25 protein-coding genes and 1 riboswitch are annotated in these 20,807 nt (G+C 58.8%); of the genes, 10 read left to right on the top strand and 15 right to left on the bottom strand.

What is annotated here, in order from left to right:
- Positions 1-109 precede the first annotated feature (109 nt).
- A complete protein-coding gene (locus tag QZL67_RS11435; protein WP_022290852.1) occupies positions 110-1,135 on the top strand; it encodes an aldo/keto reductase in 1,026 nt (341 codons plus the stop codon).
- 36 nt (positions 1,136-1,171) lie between these two features.
- Complete coding sequence (locus QZL67_RS11430; protein WP_022290851.1) at positions 1,172-1,609, top strand: hypothetical protein; 438 nt, start codon at positions 1,172-1,174, stop codon at positions 1,607-1,609.
- Between the two features lie 26 nt (positions 1,610-1,635).
- On the opposite strand, the gene QZL67_RS11425 is transcribed toward QZL67_RS11430, so the two are convergent.
- The 7 genes from QZL67_RS11425 to QZL67_RS11395 all read right to left on the bottom strand — a co-directional run bounded on the left by QZL67_RS11425 (position 1,636) and on the right by QZL67_RS11395 (position 9,327).
- Positions 1,636-2,130, bottom strand: coding sequence for a hypothetical protein (locus QZL67_RS11425; RefSeq protein ID WP_022290850.1), 495 nt, complete (start codon positions 2,128-2,130; stop codon positions 1,636-1,638).
- Between the two features lie 101 nt (positions 2,131-2,231).
- The gene (locus QZL67_RS11420; protein ID WP_022290849.1) at positions 2,232-3,920 is read right to left on the bottom strand and encodes a phosphoenolpyruvate carboxykinase (ATP); all 1,689 of its coding nucleotides are present in this window, start codon (positions 3,918-3,920) and stop codon (positions 2,232-2,234) included.
- A gap of 103 nt (positions 3,921-4,023) precedes the next feature.
- Positions 4,024-4,884 (bottom strand): 16S rRNA (adenine(1518)-N(6)/adenine(1519)-N(6))-dimethyltransferase RsmA, encoded by an 861-nt coding sequence (gene rsmA / locus QZL67_RS11415; protein WP_022290848.1) that lies wholly within the window; start codon positions 4,882-4,884, stop codon positions 4,024-4,026.
- Between the two features lie 241 nt (positions 4,885-5,125).
- Complete coding sequence (locus QZL67_RS11410) at positions 5,126-6,157, bottom strand: G5 domain-containing protein (RefSeq protein WP_022290847.1); 1,032 nt, start codon at positions 6,155-6,157, stop codon at positions 5,126-5,128.
- Positions 6,158-6,486: 329 nt separating this feature from the next.
- Positions 6,487-6,681, bottom strand: coding sequence for a heavy-metal-associated domain-containing protein (locus QZL67_RS11405; RefSeq protein ID WP_022290846.1), 195 nt, complete (start codon positions 6,679-6,681; stop codon positions 6,487-6,489).
- A 40-nt stretch (positions 6,682-6,721) separates the two neighbouring features.
- Positions 6,722-7,036 carry a metal-sensing transcriptional repressor gene (locus tag QZL67_RS11400; RefSeq protein ID WP_022290845.1) on the bottom strand — a complete coding sequence of 105 codons (315 nt, stop codon included), beginning with the start codon at positions 7,034-7,036 and terminating at the stop codon, positions 6,722-6,724.
- 41 nt (positions 7,037-7,077) lie between these two features.
- Positions 7,078-9,327, bottom strand: coding sequence for a cation-translocating P-type ATPase (locus QZL67_RS11395; protein WP_022290844.1), 2,250 nt, complete (start codon positions 9,325-9,327; stop codon positions 7,078-7,080).
- 217 nt (positions 9,328-9,544) lie between these two features.
- Here QZL67_RS11395 and dpaL point away from each other — a divergent pair, with 217 nt between their 5' ends.
- Positions 9,545-10,762: a diaminopropionate ammonia-lyase gene (dpaL, locus tag QZL67_RS11390; RefSeq protein ID WP_022290843.1), complete on the top strand. Its 1,218-nt coding sequence runs from the start codon at positions 9,545-9,547 to the stop codon at positions 10,760-10,762.
- Between the two features lie 76 nt (positions 10,763-10,838).
- Here the strand turns inward: dpaL and QZL67_RS11385 are convergent, their stop codons facing one another.
- The 7 genes from QZL67_RS11385 to ylxM form a co-directional block, all read right to left on the bottom strand.
- Positions 10,839-11,852, bottom strand: a complete 1,014-nt coding sequence (locus tag QZL67_RS11385) for an ATP-dependent 6-phosphofructokinase (RefSeq protein WP_022290842.1) — start codon at positions 11,850-11,852, stop codon at positions 10,839-10,841.
- 188 nt (positions 11,853-12,040) lie between these two features.
- On the bottom strand, positions 12,041-12,862 hold the full coding sequence (trmD, locus tag QZL67_RS11380) for a tRNA (guanosine(37)-N1)-methyltransferase TrmD (protein WP_022290841.1): 822 nt from the start codon (positions 12,860-12,862) through the stop codon (positions 12,041-12,043).
- Positions 12,852-13,358 carry a ribosome maturation factor RimM gene (gene rimM, locus QZL67_RS11375; RefSeq protein WP_022290840.1) on the bottom strand — a complete coding sequence of 169 codons (507 nt, stop codon included), beginning with the start codon at positions 13,356-13,358 and terminating at the stop codon, positions 12,852-12,854. Before rimM ends, trmD begins: the two co-directional genes overlap by 11 nt.
- 193 nt (positions 13,359-13,551) lie before the next feature.
- The gene (locus tag QZL67_RS11370) at positions 13,552-13,782 is read right to left on the bottom strand and encodes a KH domain-containing protein (RefSeq protein WP_022290839.1); all 231 of its coding nucleotides are present in this window, start codon (positions 13,780-13,782) and stop codon (positions 13,552-13,554) included.
- A gap of 15 nt (positions 13,783-13,797) precedes the next feature.
- Positions 13,798-14,037 (bottom strand): 30S ribosomal protein S16, encoded by a 240-nt coding sequence (gene rpsP, locus QZL67_RS11365; protein WP_022290838.1) that lies wholly within the window; start codon positions 14,035-14,037, stop codon positions 13,798-13,800.
- A 65-nt stretch (positions 14,038-14,102) separates the two neighbouring features.
- Positions 14,103-15,470: a signal recognition particle protein gene (gene ffh / locus QZL67_RS11360; protein ID WP_022290837.1), complete on the bottom strand. Its 1,368-nt coding sequence runs from the start codon at positions 15,468-15,470 to the stop codon at positions 14,103-14,105.
- 4 nt (positions 15,471-15,474) lie between these two features.
- Complete coding sequence (gene ylxM / locus QZL67_RS11355) at positions 15,475-15,840, bottom strand: YlxM family DNA-binding protein (protein ID WP_022290836.1); 366 nt, start codon at positions 15,838-15,840, stop codon at positions 15,475-15,477.
- Between the two features lie 197 nt (positions 15,841-16,037).
- Here ylxM and QZL67_RS11350 point away from each other — a divergent pair, with 197 nt between their 5' ends.
- The 7 genes from QZL67_RS11350 to QZL67_RS11320 all read left to right on the top strand — a co-directional run bounded on the left by QZL67_RS11350 (position 16,038) and on the right by QZL67_RS11320 (position 20,598).
- Entirely contained in the window at positions 16,038-17,006 is a 969-nt protein-coding gene (locus QZL67_RS11350; RefSeq protein WP_022290835.1) for a dipeptidase, read from the top strand.
- Between the two features lie 69 nt (positions 17,007-17,075).
- Positions 17,076-17,585 (top strand): SLOG family protein, encoded by a 510-nt coding sequence (locus QZL67_RS11345; protein ID WP_022290834.1) that lies wholly within the window; start codon positions 17,076-17,078, stop codon positions 17,583-17,585.
- 103 nt (positions 17,586-17,688) lie between these two features.
- Positions 17,689-18,099 carry a helix-turn-helix domain-containing protein gene (locus QZL67_RS11340; protein ID WP_022290833.1) on the top strand — a complete coding sequence of 137 codons (411 nt, stop codon included), beginning with the start codon at positions 17,689-17,691 and terminating at the stop codon, positions 18,097-18,099.
- 20 nt (positions 18,100-18,119) lie between these two features.
- On the top strand, positions 18,120-18,248 hold the full coding sequence (locus tag QZL67_RS11335; RefSeq protein ID WP_022290832.1) for a hypothetical protein: 129 nt from the start codon (positions 18,120-18,122) through the stop codon (positions 18,246-18,248).
- Positions 18,241-18,795: a hypothetical protein gene (locus tag QZL67_RS11330; RefSeq protein WP_022290831.1), complete on the top strand. Its 555-nt coding sequence runs from the start codon at positions 18,241-18,243 to the stop codon at positions 18,793-18,795. The genes QZL67_RS11335 and QZL67_RS11330 overlap by 8 nt, the downstream gene beginning before the upstream one ends.
- A gap of 14 nt (positions 18,796-18,809) precedes the next feature.
- Entirely contained in the window at positions 18,810-19,655 is an 846-nt protein-coding gene (locus tag QZL67_RS11325) for a CorA family divalent cation transporter (protein WP_022290830.1), read from the top strand.
- A gap of 63 nt (positions 19,656-19,718) precedes the next feature.
- Positions 19,719-19,827, top strand: a riboswitch (TPP riboswitch).
- 105 nt (positions 19,828-19,932) lie between these two features.
- On the top strand, positions 19,933-20,598 hold the full coding sequence (locus tag QZL67_RS11320) for an energy-coupled thiamine transporter ThiT (protein WP_022290829.1): 666 nt from the start codon (positions 19,933-19,935) through the stop codon (positions 20,596-20,598).
- A 91-nt stretch (positions 20,599-20,689) separates the two neighbouring features.
- Here the strand turns inward: QZL67_RS11320 and QZL67_RS11315 are convergent, their stop codons facing one another.
- Complete coding sequence (locus tag QZL67_RS11315) at positions 20,690-20,806, bottom strand: FeoB-associated Cys-rich membrane protein (RefSeq protein WP_022290828.1); 117 nt, start codon at positions 20,804-20,806, stop codon at positions 20,690-20,692.
- Between the last annotated feature and the right edge of the window lies 1 nt (position 20,807).

Raw genomic sequence — 20,807 nt, 5'->3', positions numbered from 1 at the left:
ATTTTTATTCATTATATCATGGTCGGCACCGCTTTGCAAACAGCAGCGCCTGTGGTAAAATAAAGAAAAACCGTGCCGCGCAGCGGCAGCAGAAAGCAGGAGGAGCAACATGGATAAGATCAGGCTGGGCCGCACAGAGCTGTACGTGAGCAAGACTGCGTTTGGCGCGCTGCCCATCCAGCGCATCAGCCATGATGATGCTGTGAAACTGGTTCGAAGAGCATATGAATCCGGCATCAATTATTTTGACACCGCCAATGCCTATACAGACAGTGAGGAAAAATTGGGAGATGCACTTCACGACGTTCGTCAGGAGGTCATCATCTCTACAAAGAGCGGCGGAAGCGACAAAAAAACAGTCCAGGCCCATATTGAGGAGAGCCTGCGCCGTCTGCGGACGGATTATATCGACCTCTTTCAGTTCCATAACCCGGCTGAGCTGCCGGACCCGGAGGACCCGGACGGCCCGTTTGCAGCGGCGCTGGAGGCCAAGCAGAAGGGCTACATCCGCCACATCGGCATCACCAACCACCGGCTGAAGGTGGCCCACGCCGCCATTGATTCCGGGAATTTTGAGACGCTTCAGTTCCCCTTCTGCCATCTGGCGGCGCCCCAGGATCTGGAGATCGTGGAGCAGTGCAAAGCAGCGGATATGGGCTTCATCGCCATGAAGGGCCTCTCCGGCGGACTGTTGAACAACGCAGAGGCTTGTTATGCCTTCATGCAGGAGTATCCCAACGTGGTGCCCATCTGGGGCATTCAGCGGGAGGAGGAGCTGGATCAGTGGCTGGAATTGACAGCCCGGAATCCTCACGTGACCCCGGAGATCCAGGCGATTATCGACAAGGACCGCAAGGAGCTGGCAGGCAACTTTTGCCGCAGCTGCGGCTACTGCTTGCCCTGCACTGCCGGGATCGACATTCCCCAGGCGGCCCGGATGAGCGCACTGCTGCGCCGGTCCCCCTATCAGCCCTATATGAGCGATGAGTGGTACGCCAAGATGCACAAGATCGAGGAGTGCGTCCACTGCAATGCCTGCAAGTCCCGCTGTCCCTATGGCCTGGACACCCCGGCGCTGCTGCAGGTGATGCTGAAGGACTACGATGCATTTTATGCCGAACACCACAACGACTAAGCGGCCATTACGCTAAAATCGAAAGGAGATCTCCCTATGCTTTTTCAAGGCGAAAACAACAGCCTGAAACTGGACGTATTCAATTATGAACTCCCCGCCGACGGCGGTGACCCCACCAGCGATGACCGGAACTGGCTGATCCTCCGGGCCACCTATGTGGACGAGGACGGCGACATCACCAAGGATTCCAACAGCTGCCTTTTGACCTACGAACTGCAGGAGATGACCGCCGGACTCAAGGTGCTGGATGCCGGCATCCGGGACCGGTATGAGAGCAGCTTTACCGAGCCCTACTTCACTCTTACGGCCCAGGCAGAGGGAGAGGGCTTTTTGGTGGAGGTGTCCTTCTTCCTGCCCAACACCATGGACGGAGACGACACCGCTGAGGTGGCAGCTCATTTCTCCAAGGCGGATATGCGGGCCCTTCTGGACGAGCTGGACAAGCTGTGCAAGAAGTTCCCGGACCGGACGTAAAAGAAAACACGGCAAAGCCGCTCCCGTCAGGGAGCGGCTTTGGATTTCCCAAGCAGGATGTAGAGATACGGCGTAAACAGGGCTGGAACGGCCAGCGGCCAGGACACCTGATCGAAGAGGCGGAACAGCAGTTGGGAGGCCCAGGAGGAGGCTTCTGTGGTGTCATAGAGGTAATAGACCCAGAGGGAGTATCCGCCCATGGCCTGGCTGATCTGTTCCCAGGCCAGCAGGATGGCGTGCCAGACCACCATGATGGTTGCGGAGTAGAAGATCTGCCTGCGCTCCATACCGCGGACAAAGCGCCATCCGGCCAGCCAGAACAGGACGAAGGCCAGGACTGCCGAGAGAACCGACAAATACCCTGTGGAGAGGTGATAGACGCCGGTGACCGGATCCGGACCCCGGGCGATCTGGATGCGGCCCCAGGCGAAAGCCATCAGGAAGGAGAGAATACTGCACACGGTTCCGGTACCTGCCAATACCAGCGGTACCCGCCAGAGAGGCTTTTTCCAAAACTCCATGGACAATCCGCCTTTCCTCTTTTTTTCATCGTAACACGCGGAGGTCGTCAGCGCAATAAAAATTTCCCCCTGGAAGCTCTGCTTTCAGGGGGAAATGAAGGTTACAGACTGTTGGCCTCGTCCACCACCTTGCGGATGGCGTCGGCGGCATCGGCGGGAAGCTTGTTGAAGCCGCCTTCTGCGGTTTCCAGACCCTCCACATAGTTGAGGCGGTCGGTCATCCGGGCCTTGAGCTGGGCAACATACGCCTTGTCGCTCAGGTCCGGTACAAAGCCCTCCCACTCCAGGACCTCAATGTCCTCGAAGGGGCCCCAGGGCTTGAACTGGGCTTTGCCCTCCACAACGGATTCCAGAATGCCCAGGGTGTCCTCCTTCTGGACCTTCTTGCCCATGAAGTCGCCGGTGTTGATGATATAGCAGGCCACGTTCTTCTCCGCCACCAGCTTCTTGAACTTCTCGTAGTCGTTCACCAGGGGATAGGTGCGGAAGGGGTTGGCGTAGGGTTCCACCACCAGGGCATTGGGGTCCACGCCCTCCTTGAGCCGCTCAGCGGAAGAGCGCTTGGTAGCCAGAGTCGCGCCCATGACGGAGGCCAGAGAGGCGCCCTTGAGCTTGACAATGGGGGGGATGGTGGGGTCCTTCATGATCCAGAAGATGGCATTGACGGGGGAGTCGATCTTATCCACCCGGTTGGGGGACCACAGCTTGGACTTGATGGCCCGGCCGTTGCCGTTGCGGACATCCTCGGTGACGCAGACCACTTTGCCGTCCTCATCCAGCGTGGCGGAGCAGTTCTGCACCGTCAGGAGGTACTTGTTGTCCGGCGCGTTTACAGGGTAGTCGGAGGTCTTGTCGAAGTAGGTGGGCTCCAGAGCGATGGAGGCGCAGCTCTCTGTATTGATGATGAAGGCGTCGTCGTGGAGGACCTTGATGGCAGGATACTTGCCGCCGTGCTTGGCGTGGGTCAGGGTGGACTTGCCGGAGCCGGAGAGGCCGAACACCGCCGCGACGAATTTGCTGCCGTCGTCCAGGGTATACTCCTTCTGGCCGCCGTGGCAGGAGGCGTAGCCGTTGCGGTTGGCGATGGCCCAGGCCAGGGTCAGCGTGCCTTTCTTGTGCTCACCGAAGTAGCGCATGCCCAGAATGGCGGCGCAGTTGGTCTCCGTGTTGAAGTAGCACAGGCACTTGGGGTCGCACACGTCCTCCTGGCCCGGCGCGCCGGTCCACTGAGGATCGGAGAAGATGTAGATGTCCGGCTCGCTGCCGTTGCCCACGGGCTTGGAGCCCTTGTACATCTTCACATATTCATCAGACTGATACTGGAAGTTGAGCATCCAGTTGTACAGGAGGTTTTCCTCACCCTCGGGGATCAGCAGATGGGCCTTGACCATGAACTCCGGGTCCAGGCCGATAAAGACCTCCGCGTGGTACATCGTCTTCCAGCGGGTGTCGTACACGGCGTCCATAACGATCTTGTCCAGCTTGTCGCACTGTACACCGGGCTTACCGGCGATGCGGCGGGCAGGGGCATAGCGGCCGGTGATGGAGCCGTCGTTGAACAGCAGCACCTTGGCGTCCGGTTCCAGGCCGAATTCCTCACCCCGGTAGACCGGCATATCGGTGACGATGGTGCCGGGGGAGTTTTTCGCCAGATCATATGCCTCCCGCAGGGAATTGACTTTTACCACGTTGTTGCCGTAAAACGGCGCTTCGATGATGGAGCGGGTTCTGGAAAAACCGGTTTTGCCCGGACCAATCTCACATCTGGGGTAGTATGCTTTCGTGGACATCTGAAATTCCTCCTTTTTTGCTGGCTGCTATGAAAAATGCCATGGCAGAATGAACTTGACTATTACTATACGGAAGATTCCCGCAAAACGCAAGGGAAACTGATCAGGATTGGAGAGGACGCAGCAGCTGGGCCAGCCGGGCAAAGTCGGAGAGGGTCAGCTGCTCGCCACGGACACTGGGACTCCAGCCGCCCTGCTCGATGGCAGATTGGATGGCGGTCTTGTCAAATCCCTTCAGTCCGGCGGCCAGACTGTTGGCCAGAGTTTTCCGCCGCAGGACGAACGCGGCCCGCACGCAGCGGAAGAAAAAGGTCTCGTCCTCCACCTCCACGGCGGGACGGCTGCGCCGTACGCAGCGAATCACAGCAGAGGTCACCTTGGGAGCGGGCAGAAACTTTTCCCGCGGTACATCAAAGAGCAGTTCCGTTTCCATGTAGTACTGCAAAAACAGGGAAAAGGCTCCGCCGTCCGCAGAACCCTGAGCCGCACACAGCCGCTGGGCCACTTCCTTTTGGATCATGACGGTGATGCGCTCAAAGCAGGGAGTCTCCACCAGTTTTGTCAGTACAGGGGTAGTGATGTTATAGGGGAGGTTGGCGCATACGATGGGTTTCAGCCCGGCAAATTTCTCCTCCGCCAGCTTGGAAAGGTCCAGCTTCATGACGTCCCCGGGGACGATCTCTACATTTTGGTAGGGAGCCATGGTCTCTGCCAGTACAGGCAGCAGCGCCTTGTCCAGTTCCACCGAAACCACCCGGCCTGCCCGGGCAGCCAGTTCTGCCGTCAGCGGCCCGATGCCGGGGCCGATCTCCAGCACGCCGCAGTCCGCGTCCGCCCCGGAGGCATCCGCAATGGCCGCAGGCACAGCGGGATCAATGAGGAAGTTTTGGCCCATGGATTTGGAAAAATGGAAGCCGTGGCGTGCCAGCAGCTCCCGGATGGAATCGTAGTCGCAGAGATTCATGGTGTTCCGCCTTTCCGTCAATGCATGATACAACGGTAGTATAGCAGATCCGGCGGGATTTGAAAAGGCAGAGGCAGCTGCAAAATACCGCAAAAATTTTGGATCAGGAGCGTACGCACCGGAGACGCCGACCAAAGGCCCGGCGGAGAGCCGGAGCCCCAAGACGTTTTTCACGCTGCGGAAGCGCCAGGAAAACAAACACCCCGGCAGTCCTTGATGGACTGCCGGGGTGTTTTCTGCCTTACGGCAGGAGATAGACGGTGCAGCTGCGCCGTCCAAAATTGATGCACTGCTGATAGGTGTTGTAATAGAGATCCACCGTGTTGCCGCGAACGCCCGTATCCGATGCAACGGCCATGCCGTAAACCACGGAACCGTCGTTGGTGACGATATACATCCGGGTACCCAGGGGAATAACGCTCTTGTCCACAGCCACGGTGCCCACACCAACGGTGGTGCCGGTGGCGGTGCAGGTATCCGCGCCGCCGTGTCCTGCAGTATAAGCAGTAGCGGTCATGGACTTGGCAGCGGAGAAGGGCATGGTAGCGCCGGACTGGAAGGCGAGATAACCGCTGCCGTCCGCGTTTTTGACCACCTTGGAAATGCGGTCGGTGGAAGAGACGCTGGACACCGCAGTGCCCACTTCCACAATCTCATCCACTGCAGTGCCGTCCAGTTCTTCCACGAACTGGCGGGAGACCTGTTCACCGCCGGACCACACTACCTCGTACACCGAGGTGCGGGTGCCGTCGGCACCGGGCTGGACTACTTTCTCAGTGCCCTTGGCCAGATAGGGATTGGTCCGCCGGATGGTCTTGTGCGCCTCAGGTTCCGTGACGCGGTCGTAATAGGTCAGCTCGGATGCCACCGTCAGCTCCACGCCGTCATCAGAGAAATCCACCGCAACCATCTCCAGGGGGCTGGGATGGATTTCCAGACGATCGAGCAGCGCGGAGACCGTTTCTTCCCGGGTCTCGGCGGTGAGGACGGTGCCGTTGTACGTGATCTGTGCCCGCTGGCCGGCGGTCAGCGTCACGTCGTACCCCGTGCTGTTGCTGGAGAGAAACACCAACTGAGAGGACAGGTCCGTCGTGTCGGCTTCGTCATCCAGTACGATGGCGGAATCCTCCACGCCGGTGAGGATATACAGTGCGTCGGCATGATTCATAGCCGCGTAGCTGGTGCCCACCACAGCTACCAAGGTAAAGACTGTCAGGCAGTGGCGATTCCAAAGCACATGCAGCTTTTTCCGTAGGTCGTTTGTGTTGAACATGAATACCTCCTAATTGAAGTTCTCCGGCCCGTTTTTCTCTGCCTGCCACCACAGGTGCAGGAGGGGAAAACAAAACTTGTAACTTTTGTTACCGGCTGAAAAACTGGGCTTAGTATACACCTGAATCCCACTTTTGTCAAGTTTGAGCTGGTGTTTTAGGGATGTACCCCCCACTTTTGACTTAAAATTGCGAAAAGCGACTGGAAGTATCTGTAAATCTACTACAAAAAAGTAACAAAAAAATAACAGCAGCAACAAAAAATAACCACTGCACCCAAACGATCAGGCACAGCGGCTATTTTCTGGAAAAGCGGCGGATTTCAGAACATTTACCCCACTTTCGGAGTGAAACCCAGATCCTCCAGCTCGCTGACGGCGGTCTTGACGCAGTTGTCACAGCCGTCGATGGTCACGGTTTTGCCGGCCAGGTCCACCTGGAACTTCAACTGGGCGGCAGTGAGGGCGTTGGTGATGCGCTTGACGCAGTTTTCGCACATCATATCAGGGACTTGAATGGTAGTCATCTTTGGATTCCTCCTTATTAAATCAAACCACAAAACTGGTTTATTTCATCATCTTCTGGATGGTGGACACCAGATCGTCCACCACTTCCAGTTTACCGGCCTGAATGTCCTGTACCACACAGGTGTGGATGTGGTTGGCCAGCAGTTCCCGGGAAAAAGCGTTGAGTGCGGCCTGGATGGCGGAGACCTGGGTCAGGATATCCGTGCAGTAGGCCTCCCGTTCCACCATGCCCCGGACGCCCCGGACCTGACCTTCGATCCGGTTAAGGCGCTTGATCAGGGCATCGTATTCCGCAGGTTCCCGGTGCTTGTGGCGGCAGCACTCCGCCGGAGCAGTACATTCCTTATGTTCCATGGCAGTTTCCTCACATTTCTGAATTGAATGAAGATGGCGGATTACAGCTTGGCCCGGCCCAGCCGCAGGGCGTTGCCCACCACGCACACGGAGCTGAGAGACATGGCTGCTCCCGCGAACATGGGGGAGAGCAGGGGGCCACCCAGAAGATACAGTACGCCTGCCGCAATGGGGATGCCAATGGTGTTGTAGCAGAAGGCCCAGAACAGGTTCTGTTTGATATCCCGCAGCGTCAGGCGGCTGAGGCGGATGGCACGGGATACATCCTCCAGATCCGAACGCATCAGCACGATGTCGGCGGACTCGATGGCAATATCACTGCCACTGCCGATGGCACAGCCCACATCGGCGGTAGTGAGAGCGGGGGCGTCGTTGATGCCGTCACCCACCATCATAACGGTCCGTCCCTGCTTTTGCAAGTCCTGCACCACGCCGGCCTTTTCCTCCGGCAGCACCTCGGCGATGACGGTGTCCACTCCCACCAGAGAGGCGATGTGTTTTGCCGCGGCCCGGTTGTCGCCGGTGAGGAGCACCGTGCGGATGCCCTGGGATTTCATCCGGGCGATGGCAGCGGCGCTGGTTTCCTTCACCGGGTCCGCCACGGAAATGAGTCCCAGCAGGATGCCGTTTTTCGCAAAGTACATGGGCGTTTGTCCCCGAGACGCCAGGGTCTGTGCCTGCGTCTCCAGAGGGGTGATATCTACGCCGGCTTCTTCCAGCAGCCGTCGGTTGCCCGCCAGAACCGTTCCGTCTTCCAGTACGGCCCGGATGCCCCGGCCGGAGAGCGTTTCAAAGGATGCCGGACGGACAGCAGTGTCAAAGCCCTGGGTCTTAGCATAGCCAGTGATAGCCTGAGCCAACGGGTGGGCAGAGACGGCCTCCACTGCCGCGGCGGTGGCAAGCAGGGTCTCCCGGGGGCACTGGAAGGGGAGGACCTCCGTGACGGCGGGGGTGCCCTCCGTGACGGTGCCGGTTTTATCCAGTACTACGGTGTCCACGCTGTGGGTGATTTCCAGGATTTCGCCGGAGCGGATCAAAATCCCGTGCCGGGCACCCAGTCCGGTGCCCACCATGATGGCGGTGGGGGTAGCCAGTCCCAGAGCGCAGGGGCAGGCGATCACCAGCACGGAGGTGAACACCCGCAGAACAAAGGAGAAGGGCTGCCCGGCAATGGCCCAGGCCGCTGCCGCCAGCAGCGCAATGCCCATGACTGTGGGAACGAAGACGCCCGCCACCTTGTCGGCGGTTTTGGAGATGGGGGCCTTTTTACCCTGGGCGTCCTCCACAAAGCGGATGATGCGGGAGAGGGTGGTGTCCTCACCGGTGCGGGTCACCTGGACGTAGAGTACGCCGCTTTGATTGACGCTGCCGCCAATGACCTCGCTGCCCACTGCCTTTTCCACCGGCAGGCTCTCACCGGTGAGCATGGCCTCGTTGACGCTGCTCTCTCCCTGGGTGACGGTACCGTCGGCGGGGATACGGGCACCGGGCTTTACCAGCACCACATCACCGGTCTTGAGCTGACTGGTGGGAACCTCCCGGCCGGAGTCCGCCAGAATAGCAGTGTCCGGAGAGAGCTGCATCAGCGCGGTGATGGCGCCCTTGGTCTTCTGCATGTTCCGGCTCTCCAGGAACTTGCCCAGAGACACCAGGGTCAGCACCACGGCGGCGGATTCATAATAGAGGTTGTGAACGTAGGTGTGAGGGGCGTCGGAGATCAAAAAGGTCATGACCACGCTGTATGCAAAGGAGCAGGCAGAGCCGATGGCTACCAGAGAGTCCATGTTGGGATTGCCGTGGAACAATGCCTGGAAGCCGCTGGTGTAGAAGCGGCGCCCGCAGTAGAGCACCGGAATGGTCAGCAGCAGCTGCAAGACAGCGAAGTTCACCGGATGGGTGTGCATGGAAAAGAGATCCGGCAGGGGCAGAGGCGGCAGGCCGAAGGGCAGCATCTGTCCCATAGATACGTAGAGCAGCGCCACGGAGAAGATGGCCGCCGTGATCAGTTCATATTTTTTCCGGCGCAGTTCCGCTGCTTCGGCGTCTTTGAGATCCTGGGCGGTGACTTCTTTATGTTCGGCGTGAAGCGCGGCACCAAAGCCTGCTTTCTCCACCTTGGCGATGATCTGTTCCGGCGTGACCTGTGCTTCGTCATAGGCAATGGTCATGATGCCGGTGGTCAGGTTCACGTCACTGCGATCCACGCCCGGCAGCTTCCGGGTGACCCGCTCCACCGAGGCGCTGCATGCAGCGCAGTGCATGCCGGTGATGTCGTATTTTTCCTCTCGCATGGGAGCCTCCTTGGTCTATCAGTTACCCCTGGGGGGTATTTATCTTGATGGTTGGAGTATATACCCCCTTAGGGTATTTGTCAAGCCATGTTTGAAACAGAACCGGAAAAATTCCAAAAAGGCCTTGACTTCACCTCTTGGTGTGATATGATGGTCTAAACAAACAAAAAGTTTGAACAGCTAAAAAATTTTTTAAATTGGGAGAAAGGTGAGCGACATGCGAGAGACGATCCAGTGGACCCCAAATCAGATGCCCCGGAGCGACGACCGGCAGCTTTCCATCATGTCCCTTGAGAATGTGGCGAAAGCGCGTTCCTTCCACCGCAGCTTTCCGCAGTATTCCATCACGCCGCTGGCCCGCTTGGACGGTATGGCCAAGCACCTGGGCCTGGGCAGCCTGTTTGTTAAGGATGAATCCTACCGTTTTGGTCTGAACGCCTTCAAGGTTTTGGGTGGTTCCTTTGCCATGGCCCGCTACATTGCCCAGCAGATGGGCCGGGACGTGGGGGAGATGACCTACGATTACCTCACCAGCGAGGCCTTCCGCCAGGAATTCGGACAGGCGACCTTCTTCACCGCCACTGACGGCAACCATGGCCGCGGCGTGGCTTGGGCGGCCAATAAGCTGGGGCAGAAGGCAGTGGTGCATATGCCCAAGGGCAGTGCCAAGTCCCGCTTTGACAATATTGCCAAGGAGGGCGCCAAGGTCACCATCGAAGAGGTCAATTACGATGATTGCGTCCGTATGGCCGCCGCCGAAGCCGCTGAGACCAAGCACGGCGTCGTGGTGCAGGACACCGCCTGGGCCGGTTATGAGGAGATTCCCGCCTGGATCATGCAGGGCTATGGTACCATGGCCAACGAGGCTGCCGAGCAGCTGCGGCAGCTGGAGGTCAACCGCCCCACCCATGTGTTCGTGCAGGCGGGTGTCGGTTCTCTGGCCGGCGCTGTGGTGGGCTACTTCACCAACCTCTATCCCAATAACCCGCCCAAGTTTGTGGTGATGGAGGCCAAGGCTGCGGACTGCCTGTACCGGGGCGCCGTGGCGGGAGACGGGGAACCCCGCATCGTGGACGGGGACCTGACCACCATTATGGCAGGTCTTGCCTGCGGCGAGCCCAATATCCTCTCCTGGGATATCCTACGCAACCATGTCTCTGCGTTCGTCTCCTGCCCCGACTGGGTCAGTGCCCGGGGCATGCGGATGCTGGGCATGCCGGTGAAGGGCGACCCGTCTGTGGTCTCCGGCGAGTCCGGTGCCGTTGGCATGGGTCTGATTTCCGCCATCATGGAGGATGATACCTATCGGGATCTGCGGGAGCATCTGGAGCTGGACCGGTTCAGCCAGGTGCTGATGTTCTCCACGGAGGGTGACACTGATCCGGAGAAGTACCGGCGTATCCTGTGGGACGGCGAATATTCCACGGCGGAGTAAATACATCCAAAAAACCAAAAGAGGAGGGACGCAGAAGCGTCCCTCCTCTTTTTTGATGTACTTACTGCCGGTGCGCTTATTCCCGACTGCTGCCGCTTAGAGTTAAGGCCTCCAGAATTTGATAGCGCTCCATGGGGAAGGGCTTTTTCATCTGCAAAGCCTCCTCCATGTCCAGATCCACGATGCGGCCGTCCTTGGTGGCGATCACGCAGTTGCCTTTGCCGCTCGTCAGGGCCATTACCGCTTCGTAGCCCATGCGGCTGGCGGTCTCCCGGTCCCGGGCGGAGGGGGAACCGCCCCGCTGGATGTGGCCCAGCACGGTCACCCGGGGGTCCAGGCCCAGCTCCTCATGGATGCGGCGGCCGATGTCGGCGGCACTGCCGGCGCCCTCTGCCACCACCACCATGTAGTGGGTGGTGCCGGCCAGCCGGGCACGGCGGATCTTCTCCACGATCTCGGCCTCAAAATCCACCTCGCGCTCGGGAATCAGCACTGCGGTCGCGCCAACGGCAATGCCCACGTATAATGCCAGATGACCGGCATGGCGGCCCATGACCTCCACCACGGAACAGCGCTCGTGAGACTGCATGGTGTCCCGCAGCTTATCGATGCATTCCACTGCGGTGTTGCAGGCAGTGTCAAAACCGATGGTGTAGTGGGAGCAGCCGATGTCGTTGTCGATGGTAGCGGGGATGCCCACCACCCGGAGGCTGCCGTATCCGCTGGAGGCTGCCTGACGGCTAAGCGCCAGAGCACCCCGGAAGGTGCCGTCACCGCCGATGGCCACAATACCGTCCAGCCCCAGCAGTTTGCAGGTGGAAAGTGCCTTGGCTCGGCCCGGCTCGGTCATGAATTCCTCACTGCGGGCAGTGTAGAGTACCGTACCGCCCTTATCGATGATATGACTGACGCTGGATGCGTCCAGCTGTACGAAATCACTGTTGATCAGACCATTCCAGCCGCGCCGAATACCCACGCACTCAATACCGCAGTCCATTGCGGTCCGCACCACGGCGCGCACGGCCGCGTTCATGCCGGGGGCATCGCCGCCGCTGGTCAATACGCCGATCCGATGGATTTGATGCTCCATGGAGAGTCCTCCTTTTTCTCAGGCCATTGGGCGGCCCTTCTGAGGCCCGCCGTTACATCTGATGATAGCGCCCTTTGACTTTTCTGTCAATAACTTCTGTTTAAAAACGGAAAACTTGTAGAAATCGATTAAATATAAAGAAATAATTGTAAGAAAAAAGCAGGGCCCAAATGGCCCCGCTTTTGCAGTTACTCGTTTTCTGAGGAGGTGGAAGCATCCGACGCTGTCTGGGAAGGCACGGCTGCCTGTTCCATCCGGATCTGGGCAGCTTCCGCCTTGGCTTCCGCCAGAATCTTTTTCTCCGCCTTGGTGGTGAGCTGGCTTTCGTCAAACTGGGCGAACAGGTCCGGTCGGCGGAGCATGGTGCGCTTGTAGCTCTCTTTCTTCCGCCAGGCGGCTACCTTGCCGTGATCGCCGGAGAGTAAGATCTCCGGCACTGCCCGGTCATGCCAGACGGCAGGACGGGAGTATTGAGGGTACTCCAGCAATCCGTTCCAGTGGGATTCCTCCTGAAAGCATTCCGGGTCCGGCAGTACGCCGGGCACCATACGGCATACTGCGTCAGTCACTGCCATGGCGGGAATCTCTCCGCCGGTGAGGACGAAATCTCCCATGGACAGTTCCTCGTCCACGCATTCATCCAAAAACCGCTGGTCCACACCTTCGTAGTGGCCGCAGACCAGAATCAGGTGGTCGTAGTGGTCTTTCAGCTCCCGTGCCACCTCCTGGGTGAAGGTGCGGCCGCAGGGGGACATGAAAATGGTCCGGCCGGGGCCGTAGGTCTCCACTACATGAGCCCAGCAGCGGTACAGGGGGTCCGCCTGCATGACGGCGCCCCGGCCGCCGCCATAGGGGTAGTCATCCACCTGCATCTGCTTGTTGGTGGTGTACTGGCGGATCTGGTGGGTGCGGATGGCGATGTGTCCACGCTCCTGGGCTCGGCCCAGGATGCTGACATTGAGCATGGCATCGATGGACTCCGGGAAGAGGGTCAAAATATCAATCTGCATCGGTGGCCATCCCTTCCAGTGTGTGGACTTCCATCCGGTTGGCGTCCAGGTCCACAGATTTAATGAAGACATCCGGCACGGCGGGAATCAGGTATTCATGAGTTCCCCGGACGGTGTAGACCCGGTGGGCCGGGTACTGCTCTACCCGTACTAATTCCCCCAGACATTCGTCGCTGTCGGCATCATAGACCTGCAGACCCAGCAGCTCATCGTCAAAGTAGGTGCCCTCGGGGAGATGGGCGTCGGCACGGCGGATATAAAGGTCTTTGCCTTTCAGGTCCAGTGCGGCGTTCATGTCGTCCACGCCAGGGAATTTCATCAGCACTACGCTCTTGTGGACATGGTTGGCGGAGGGCTTGACCGGCTGGCCGTCCAGCAGGAAGGTGTCGAACCGGGTGAGAAGGTTGGGGTCCAGATCCCGGGGCTGCACCCGCACTTCGCCCCGGATGCCGTGGGCATTGACGATGCGGCCGATCTTGATGGTTTCCAATTTCATAGGATTGCTCCTTTAAAGAAGATTCATGGTGAGACAAGCGGAGGGGTCGGACAAGAGGACCGCAGTCGGGAAGTGTGCCAGTCGTAGAGAGCTCCCCTTGCAAACGCTCTTATTATAACATGGCGGGGAAGGGGAGGCAACGGGGAAGGCCCATGGGAGATGAAAAGAAGCGGCGCATTGCGCCGCTTCTTTTTCAATCAACAATATCGACGGAAACCTTCACGCCGGTACGCTGGGCATAGGAGCGGATGACAGTCCGGATCTCCTTTGCGATGCGACCCTGACGGCCGATGACCTTGCCCATGTCGTCGGGGGCGACACGCAGCTCCAACGTCAGCTCCTGATCGCCCTGCACCTCCGTGACGGAGACGGCATCGGGATCATCCACGAGGTTTCTGGCGATGTAGAGCAGCAAGTCTTTCATGCTCCGCCCTCCGGATCAGAGGACTTCTACTTTTTTCAGCAGAGCTCTGACGGTGTCGGTGGGCTGAGCGCCGGACTTGATCCAGGCCTGAGCGCGCTCGGTGTCGATCTTGATCTCGGCGGGAGCCACGCAGGGATTGTAGGTGCCCAGCTCCTCAATAAAGCGGCCATCCCGGGGGAAACGGGAGTCGGCGACAACGACACGATAGAAGGGAGCCTTCTTGGCGCCCATACGGCGCAGTCTGATCTTAACCATGTTTGTTACCTCCAAAAAAATATCAATATTTGTTGTATCTATAAATGCGAGAGCATCTATATCCGTTATTTCATGCGCTTTTTCCGACCAAAGCCGAACATGGGACCCCGGCCGCCTCCGCCCATCCGGGGCATCCTGCCGCCCTTGGTGAGCTGCTTGGTCAGCTGCTGGATGACCTCAAACTGCTTGAGCAGGCGATTGACATCCACAACTTCCAATCCGCAGCCAGCGGCAATGCGCTTCTTTCGGCTGGCGTTGAGGATCTGGGGATTTTCCCGTTCCAGCGGGGTCATGGAGAGGATGATGGCCTCGGTACGGGCCAAGGTCTTCTCGTCCACATTGGCGCTGGAGAGCTGCTTTCCGAGGCCGCCGGGCATCATGCCAGCCAGCTGGCTCAGGTCGCCCATGCCGCGGATCTGGCGGATCTGCTCATAATAATCCTCCAGCGTGAAGCGGTTCTTGCGCAGCTTTTCTTCCAGTTTAGCGGCTTGTTTGGCGTCGTAATTCTGCTGGGCTTTTTCGATAAAGGAGAGCATATCGCCCATGCCCAGAATCCGGGATGCCATACGGTCCGGATGGAAGGGCTCGATCATGTCCAGCTTTTCGCCGGTACCCACGAACTTGATGGGCTTTCCGGTAGCTGCTCGAATAGTAAGGGCAGCGCCGCCCCGGGCATCGCCGTCCAACTTGGTGAGCACAACACCGTCGATTCCCAACGCCTCGTCGAAAGCGCTGGCGGCGTTGACCGCGTCCTGACCGGTCATGGCGTCCACCACCAGCAAAATCTCATTGGGGTGAACCGCCGCCTTCATGCGTTTGAGCTCGTCCATCAGCGTTTCGTCCACATGGAGTCGGCCGGCGGTATCCAGAAATACCATGTCGCTGCCGTGGTCCCGGGCGTGACGGATAGCGTTTTTCGCAATCTCCACGGGATCGCCCTGGCCCTGCTCAAATACCGGCAGCTCCAACTGGCCGCCCACCACCTTCAACTGCTCAATGGCGGCGGGACGGTATACATCGCAGGCCGCGAGAAGGGGACGCTTGCCGTACTGGCGGCGCATGAGACCGCCCAGCTTGGCGGTGGTGGTGGTTTTACCGGCGCCCTGCAGGCCCACCATCATCACCACGGTGGGGCCGTTGTTGGCCATGGTCAGCTTGGCGGTGCCGCCGCCCATCAGGTTGGTCAACTCTTCGTTGACGATCTTGATGACCTGCTGGGCGGGGGTCAGGCTGTCCAGCACATCAGAACCGATGGCGCGTTCTGTGACGGTTGCGACAAAGTCCTTGACGACCTTGTACCCTACATCTGCTTCCAGTAGGGCCAGACGGACTTCCCGCATGGCCTCCCGGACGTCGTTTTCCGACAGGCGTCCTTTGCCCCGGAGCTTTTTGAATGTCGCATTCAGTTTTTCGGTGAGCCCTTCAAATGCCATATGCTTATTCCTTCAATGCGGCGGCTTCCCCGCCGATCAGTTCTGCCAGCTCTGTGAGCCGGGGGTCCTCATAGCGACGGGCGTTGATGGTTTTGATCTCATTGGCGGCATTGGTGATGGCGTCCAGATGTCCCCGGACTCCCTCAAACCGCCGGATCAGGCCGGTCTTGTCCTCGACTTCCTGCATGATTCCTTCCGCCCGGACAATCACATCCCGGACGCCCTGGCGGGAGATGCCCGCGTTTTCCGCGATTTCCGCAAGAGACAGGTCCTCATTATAATAGAGATCGAAGAATTCCTTTTGCCGGTCTGTCAGGAGTTCTCCATAAAAATCGAAGAGCATGGTCATGCGGTACGTCTGATTTTTCATGGCGAGTTCTCCTTTCTGTAAAGTTTCAACCCTTTACAACGGGAATTAGTTTACAGGAAAATGAGAGAAAAGTCAAGGGGAAAAGGAAAAGAAATTCTAAAAAAATACGCAATTTCAGGCACTTGAGCTGCAAGACTTGCAAAAAAGGCCAAAATCGCATATGCTGGAGCAAAGAAAAGAGAAGGGGAGCGTACACTATGATTTTTGACGGACATTCGGACCTGCTTTATGATGTGACCCGCCGCCGCCTGCGGGGGGAGCGGCAGGTACTGGAGCGGTGGCATCTGGACCGCCTGCGCCGAGGCGGCGTGGAGGGCATGGTGCTCTCTCTCTGGACCACCGCAGCTCCGGGAGAGACCTTCTGGGAGGAGACCCCCTGGGGGGATCCGGCGGATGCCGCCGGGCGGACGGAGCAGATGCTGGCCTGTGCCCAGGCGGACCTGGCGGAGTGTACGAAGATCCAGCTGGTGCATAATGCAGCCCAGGCAGAGGAGGCCCGGGCCCAGGGGCTGCTGTATGTCTTTTTGGGCGTGGAGGGCATGGCTGCCATCGGGGCGGATCTTGCCGGCATTGACCGCTATGCTGATGCCGGGGCCCGAATGGGGATGATGACCTGGAACGAGGAAAACCTGCTGGCCGCCGGCGCAGGGGCCAGTCCCAGCCAGGGCTTGACAGATCTGGGCCGCCAGGCGGTGCGGCGGATGGAGGAACGGGGGATGCTGGTGGATGTGTCCCACCTCAGCGACGGGAGCTTTGCAGACGTGATGCAGATCGCCAACGGGCCGGTGATTGCTTCCCACTCCAACTGCCGGGCGCTGTGCGATGTGCGGCGGAATCTGACGGACGATCAGCTCCGTGCCATCCGGGATACCGGCGGTGTGGTGGGCGTCAATGCCTGTCCCCGATTTGTCCACCAGGACCCGGAGCAGCGGACGGCGGAGATGCTGGCCCGGCACGCCGCCCACATGGCGGATGTGATGGGAGTGGAGCATGTGGCCTGCGGATTTGATTTCTGCCACTTCATCAATCCTGAAAATGCGGTGACCCGTGACCTGGAGGACGCCTCCCGGGCGGGAGAACTGTTTTTCTGGCTGGAAAAGCTGGGGATGTCTTCCCGGGAGCGGGAAATGGTGGCCCGAGAGAACTTCCTACGGGTCCTGGCATGACTTGGGATTTACAAAAACGAACGGCTGTTCTATACTGAAGGAGAGAACAGGAAAGAGGGGGAGAATGTCATGCGGGGACGGCAGTACAGCTGCTGCTTCACCGGCCATCGGCCGGGAAAGCTGCCCTGGGGCTATGCGGAAGAAGACCCGCGGTGTCAGCTGCTCAAGCAGAGGATCGCCGACGCGGTGGAAAGTGCCTATCAGGAGGGATATCAGCATTTTCTCTGCGGCATGGCCATGGGGTGCGATCTGTATTTCTGCGAGGCGGTGTTGGAGCTGCGTTCCCGCTGTCCGGACGTGACGGTGGAAGCTGCCATTCCCTGTCCCACGCAGGCGGATGCTTGGCCGGCGGTACAGCGGGAGCGGTACTGCCGGCTGGTGGAATCGTGCGACTATGAGACACTGGTCTCCCAGCGGTATTCGGCCAGCTGCATGCAGCGGCGGGACCGGTATATGGTAGATCACGCGGCGCTGCTGATTGCTGCCTTTGACGGTTCTCCCGGCGGGACCCGGTATACGGTGGAGTATGCCATGCGCTGCGGCCTGGAGATTGTGGATTTGTCCATTCCCGGGGCGTGAGCGAAAGAGAAACCGGAGATTGCGCAAATGCTCAGGGCAGTTGCTGGACGGGGCGGACAGGATTTGATACCATAAAAGCATCAAAGCAAAAGGAGAAACGCCCATGAGTTTTGGACAGAAGCTGCAGATGCTGCGGCAGCAGGCTGGTATGAGCCAGGACGCGCTGGCGGAGCGGCTGGGGGTCAGCCGCCAGGCAGTGAGCCGCTGGGAGCGGGATGAGACTATGCCTGATCCGGATAAAATCGTGACTTTGGCGGACTTGTTTGGTGTCACTACGGACTATCTGCTGCGCCAGGACAGTGGCGGGCAGACCGTCGGGGCACAGCCCCACAAAAGTGCCGGCCGCTCCGGCACAAGACCGCGCGACAGCCGGGATTTCATTGACCGAGCCGGATATCTGGCGAAAACCAAGGGATATCTGCTGGGCTGGGTGCTGGTGGCCTGGGGTGTGCTGGACCTGCTGGTGGTGCTGCTGATGGGAATGGGTGTGCTGGGCATGCTGACGATGTGGTGAGAGGGGAGGCAGGAAGGAACATGGTTGGTTTGAGCGCGTTTTTCCTGATCCCGGTGCTCTACGCCGTACTGAAGATCGTGGCGGGGGTGCTGATCCTGCACTACGGGAAGCGGTATGCAGACAAGGTAAAGGGGGAACGGGATGGGTAAATTTTTCTGGGGATTCTTTTTCATTTATCTCAATTTCAATCTGTCTGTCAACGCACACACCCTCAACATCCTGCCGGAGTTCGCGGGGTATTACTTCTTGATGCAGGGCTTGAAGGAGCTGGACGATGAGAGCGGTGTGTTTGCCAATGTGCGGCCCTTTGCCGGGGGAATGGCAGTATATACCGGCATCTTGTGGGTGGGTGCGCTGCTGGGCATCACTGGAACGGGCAACTGGCTGAGTGTGCTGCTGAACCTTGTCTCTACGGGCGTTTCGCTGTACATCTCCTGGGCCATCATCCAGGGCATCCAGGAGATGGAGGCGCGTCATGGGGCAGACCTTAACAGCACCGGCATGCTCCTTGCCTGGAAGGTGCTGCTGGTTGCGAATATTGTGTCGTATGTCCTGATGCTGGTTCTCCCGGTGGCGGCGGTGGTTGCGCTGGTGGCGGTGCTTGTGGGCATCATTTTACTGCTGGTGGCCTTCTGGAGGGGAAAGAAATGCTGGGAAGCGGTTCAGGTTATGGCATCCAGCATTGACAACGAGTAACGAGGTGACAAACTATGCAGACGGTGCTGCCCTTTTCCCGCATGTCGGAGGCGGCGGAGCGAATGGACCCAAAGGTTCTGGCCTATCTCAACGAGGGCCAGATCGAGACCTTTGAGGGCTTTGAGACCTTCAGCATCATTGCCTTTGACTGGTATGACGTCCACAGCGCCCGGACGGCGGATTCCCAGATGCTGCTGTATCTGGACCGGGAGGATCTGCTGCTGTTTTGCGAGGATGACGCGGCGGAAGAGAAGGCCCGCTCCATTGTAACAGAGCTGACGGCGGAGGGTTCAATGGACAATGAGCAGCTGCTCTATCGCTTCTTCGTCCGGCTACTCAAGGGGGATATGGCCCATTTGGACCAGCTGGAAGCGGAAATCAGCGAAGGAGAGAGCGCCATTCTCTCCGGCACCCGCCCCGGAGATCTGGACCGCATCGCTGCCTGGCGCCGGGAGCTGCTGCGGCTCAAACGGTATTACGAACAGCTGGACTCCATTTTTGACGAGCTCTCCGCCAACGACAACGGCCTTCTGGGAAAGGCCAGCGTCCGCCGGATGGTGATCCTGGGCACCCGCCTGGACCGGTATCTCAGTGCAGTGCGCAGCCTTCAGGAAATGGTGGCGCAGCTGCGGGAGGCATACCAGTCTCAGCTGGCCATCCAGCAAAATGACCTGATGAAGATCTTCACCGTGGTGACGGTGTTGGTTTTGCCGCTCTCTCTGCTGACGGGGTGGTATGGGATGAACTTTGCAGGTATGCCGGAACTCGGCTGGAAGTATGGCTATCCGGCGGTGATCGCCGTCAGTGTGCTGATCGTGGTGGGGTTGGTCTGGTATTTCAAGCGGAAAAAATGGCTCTGAGTCCGAAAAAAGTCTTGTCAGCCAGCGGGAAATGTGGTAGTGTGAAGTTGCAAATCGGATAGAGATTGTGAGCTGGGGAGCTTGTAATACAGGCTGAGAGGAAGTTGGAAAACTTCGACCCTTGTAACCTGATGTGGGTAATGCCAACGTAGGGAGTCGTCATAAGATGCTGTCCGCGTGAAGCGGACGTGAAAAGCGCCTTCCCACTGTGTCGGGAGGGCGTTTTTGTGTTGCCGGCAGCCAACTCGCAGTCCGAGACAACAAAGGAGGAATTGGAATGCTTTCCCTATTTGTCAACAGTGAGGGCGGACTGACCACCGCGGGGTATGTCCTGAGCATCGGTGTCATGGTGGTATGTGTGCTGGCCGGCCTGGCTTTGGCCGACCGGTCGGGGCGGAATCAGTCGTTCAGTGCCCGGCGGCTTGCGTACTGCGCCATGGCGGTGGCGCTGGCCTATGTAACCTCGTTCATCAAGCCCATTGAACTGCCATACGGCGGGTCTGTCACCCTTTTGAGCATGCTGTTCATTGTGCTGGTGGGCAACTGGTACGGTGTGAAAACCGGTGTTCTGGTGGGCTTTGCCTATGGCGTGCTGCAATTTCTGCAGGAGCCGTATTTTCTCAGCCTGTTCCAGGTGTGCTGTGACTACGTGCTGGCATTTGCGGCGCTGGGACTTTCCGGTTTGTTCCGCGGCCGGAAAAACGGACTCCTAATCGGGTACATTGTGGCGGTGCTGGCCCGGGGCTTCTTCCACTCCCTGGGTGGGTATCTCTACTGGATGGATTACATGCCCGCCAATTTCCCCCAGTCCTTGCGGATGCTTTACCCCATCATCTATAATTACAGCTATCTGCTGGCGGAGGGCGTCATCACGGTCATCATCATCCGTATTCCAGCAGTGGCCAATGCACTGGAGCGCATCCGCAAGAGCGCGGTGAAGTAAGATCCCGGCGCTCCAGCAGGAAGCAGGTGTTATCAAAAAACGCACAGAGACCATTACGGTCTCTGTGCGTTTTTTGATGCGTTTTATGGGGTTACTTGCAGCCTCTGCAATGGGCGCAGTCCCCGCCGCAGCCGCCCTTCCGGCGGAAGCAGGAGCGGAGGGCAAATACCATCCAGGTGCCAAGCAGAGCCAAAATCAAAAGTTCCATA

It is taken from the genome of Oscillibacter sp. CAG:155 (genome assembly GCA_000436875.1).
Taxonomy (GTDB): domain Bacteria; phylum Bacillota; class Clostridia; order Oscillospirales; family Oscillospiraceae; genus Oscillibacter.
This window is presented reverse-complemented; position numbering and strand designations above follow the sequence as displayed.

Excerpts from the sequence above, each read along its gene's own strand:
- QZL67_RS11435 (WP_022290852.1), top strand. The coding sequence starts at position 110 with ATGGATAAGATCAGGCTGGGCCGCACAGAGCTGTACGTGAGCAAGACT.
- QZL67_RS11430 (WP_022290851.1), top strand. The coding sequence starts at position 1,172 with ATGCTTTTTCAAGGCGAAAACAACAGCCTGAAACTGGACGTATTCAAT.
- QZL67_RS11425 (WP_022290850.1), bottom strand. The coding sequence starts at position 2,130 with ATGGAGTTTTGGAAAAAGCCTCTCTGGCGGGTACCGCTGGTATTGGCA.
- QZL67_RS11420 (WP_022290849.1), bottom strand. The coding sequence starts at position 3,920 with ATGTCCACGAAAGCATACTACCCCAGATGTGAGATTGGTCCGGGCAAA.
- rsmA (WP_022290848.1), bottom strand. The coding sequence starts at position 4,884 with ATGAATCTCTGCGACTACGATTCCATCCGGGAGCTGCTGGCACGCCAC.
- QZL67_RS11410 (WP_022290847.1), bottom strand. The coding sequence starts at position 6,157 with ATGTTCAACACAAACGACCTACGGAAAAAGCTGCATGTGCTTTGGAAT.
- QZL67_RS11405 (WP_022290846.1), bottom strand. The coding sequence starts at position 6,681 with ATGACTACCATTCAAGTCCCTGATATGATGTGCGAAAACTGCGTCAAG.
- QZL67_RS11400 (WP_022290845.1), bottom strand. The coding sequence starts at position 7,036 with ATGGAACATAAGGAATGTACTGCTCCGGCGGAGTGCTGCCGCCACAAG.
- QZL67_RS11395 (WP_022290844.1), bottom strand. The coding sequence starts at position 9,327 with ATGCGAGAGGAAAAATACGACATCACCGGCATGCACTGCGCTGCATGC.
- dpaL (WP_022290843.1), top strand. The coding sequence starts at position 9,545 with ATGCGAGAGACGATCCAGTGGACCCCAAATCAGATGCCCCGGAGCGAC.
- QZL67_RS11385 (WP_022290842.1), bottom strand. The coding sequence starts at position 11,852 with ATGGAGCATCAAATCCATCGGATCGGCGTATTGACCAGCGGCGGCGAT.
- trmD (WP_022290841.1), bottom strand. The coding sequence starts at position 12,862 with ATGCAGATTGATATTTTGACCCTCTTCCCGGAGTCCATCGATGCCATG.
- rimM (WP_022290840.1), bottom strand. The coding sequence starts at position 13,358 with ATGAAATTGGAAACCATCAAGATCGGCCGCATCGTCAATGCCCACGGC.
- QZL67_RS11370 (WP_022290839.1), bottom strand. The coding sequence starts at position 13,782 with ATGAAAGACTTGCTGCTCTACATCGCCAGAAACCTCGTGGATGATCCC.
- rpsP (WP_022290838.1), bottom strand. The coding sequence starts at position 14,037 with ATGGTTAAGATCAGACTGCGCCGTATGGGCGCCAAGAAGGCTCCCTTC.
- ffh (WP_022290837.1), bottom strand. The coding sequence starts at position 15,470 with ATGGCATTTGAAGGGCTCACCGAAAAACTGAATGCGACATTCAAAAAG.
- ylxM (WP_022290836.1), bottom strand. The coding sequence starts at position 15,840 with ATGAAAAATCAGACGTACCGCATGACCATGCTCTTCGATTTTTATGGA.
- QZL67_RS11350 (WP_022290835.1), top strand. The coding sequence starts at position 16,038 with ATGATTTTTGACGGACATTCGGACCTGCTTTATGATGTGACCCGCCGC.
- QZL67_RS11345 (WP_022290834.1), top strand. The coding sequence starts at position 17,076 with ATGCGGGGACGGCAGTACAGCTGCTGCTTCACCGGCCATCGGCCGGGA.
- QZL67_RS11340 (WP_022290833.1), top strand. The coding sequence starts at position 17,689 with ATGAGTTTTGGACAGAAGCTGCAGATGCTGCGGCAGCAGGCTGGTATG.
- QZL67_RS11335 (WP_022290832.1), top strand. The coding sequence starts at position 18,120 with ATGGTTGGTTTGAGCGCGTTTTTCCTGATCCCGGTGCTCTACGCCGTA.
- QZL67_RS11330 (WP_022290831.1), top strand. The coding sequence starts at position 18,241 with ATGGGTAAATTTTTCTGGGGATTCTTTTTCATTTATCTCAATTTCAAT.
- QZL67_RS11325 (WP_022290830.1), top strand. The coding sequence starts at position 18,810 with ATGCAGACGGTGCTGCCCTTTTCCCGCATGTCGGAGGCGGCGGAGCGA.
- QZL67_RS11320 (WP_022290829.1), top strand. The coding sequence starts at position 19,933 with ATGCTTTCCCTATTTGTCAACAGTGAGGGCGGACTGACCACCGCGGGG.
- QZL67_RS11315 (WP_022290828.1), bottom strand. The coding sequence starts at position 20,806 with ATGGAACTTTTGATTTTGGCTCTGCTTGGCACCTGGATGGTATTTGCC.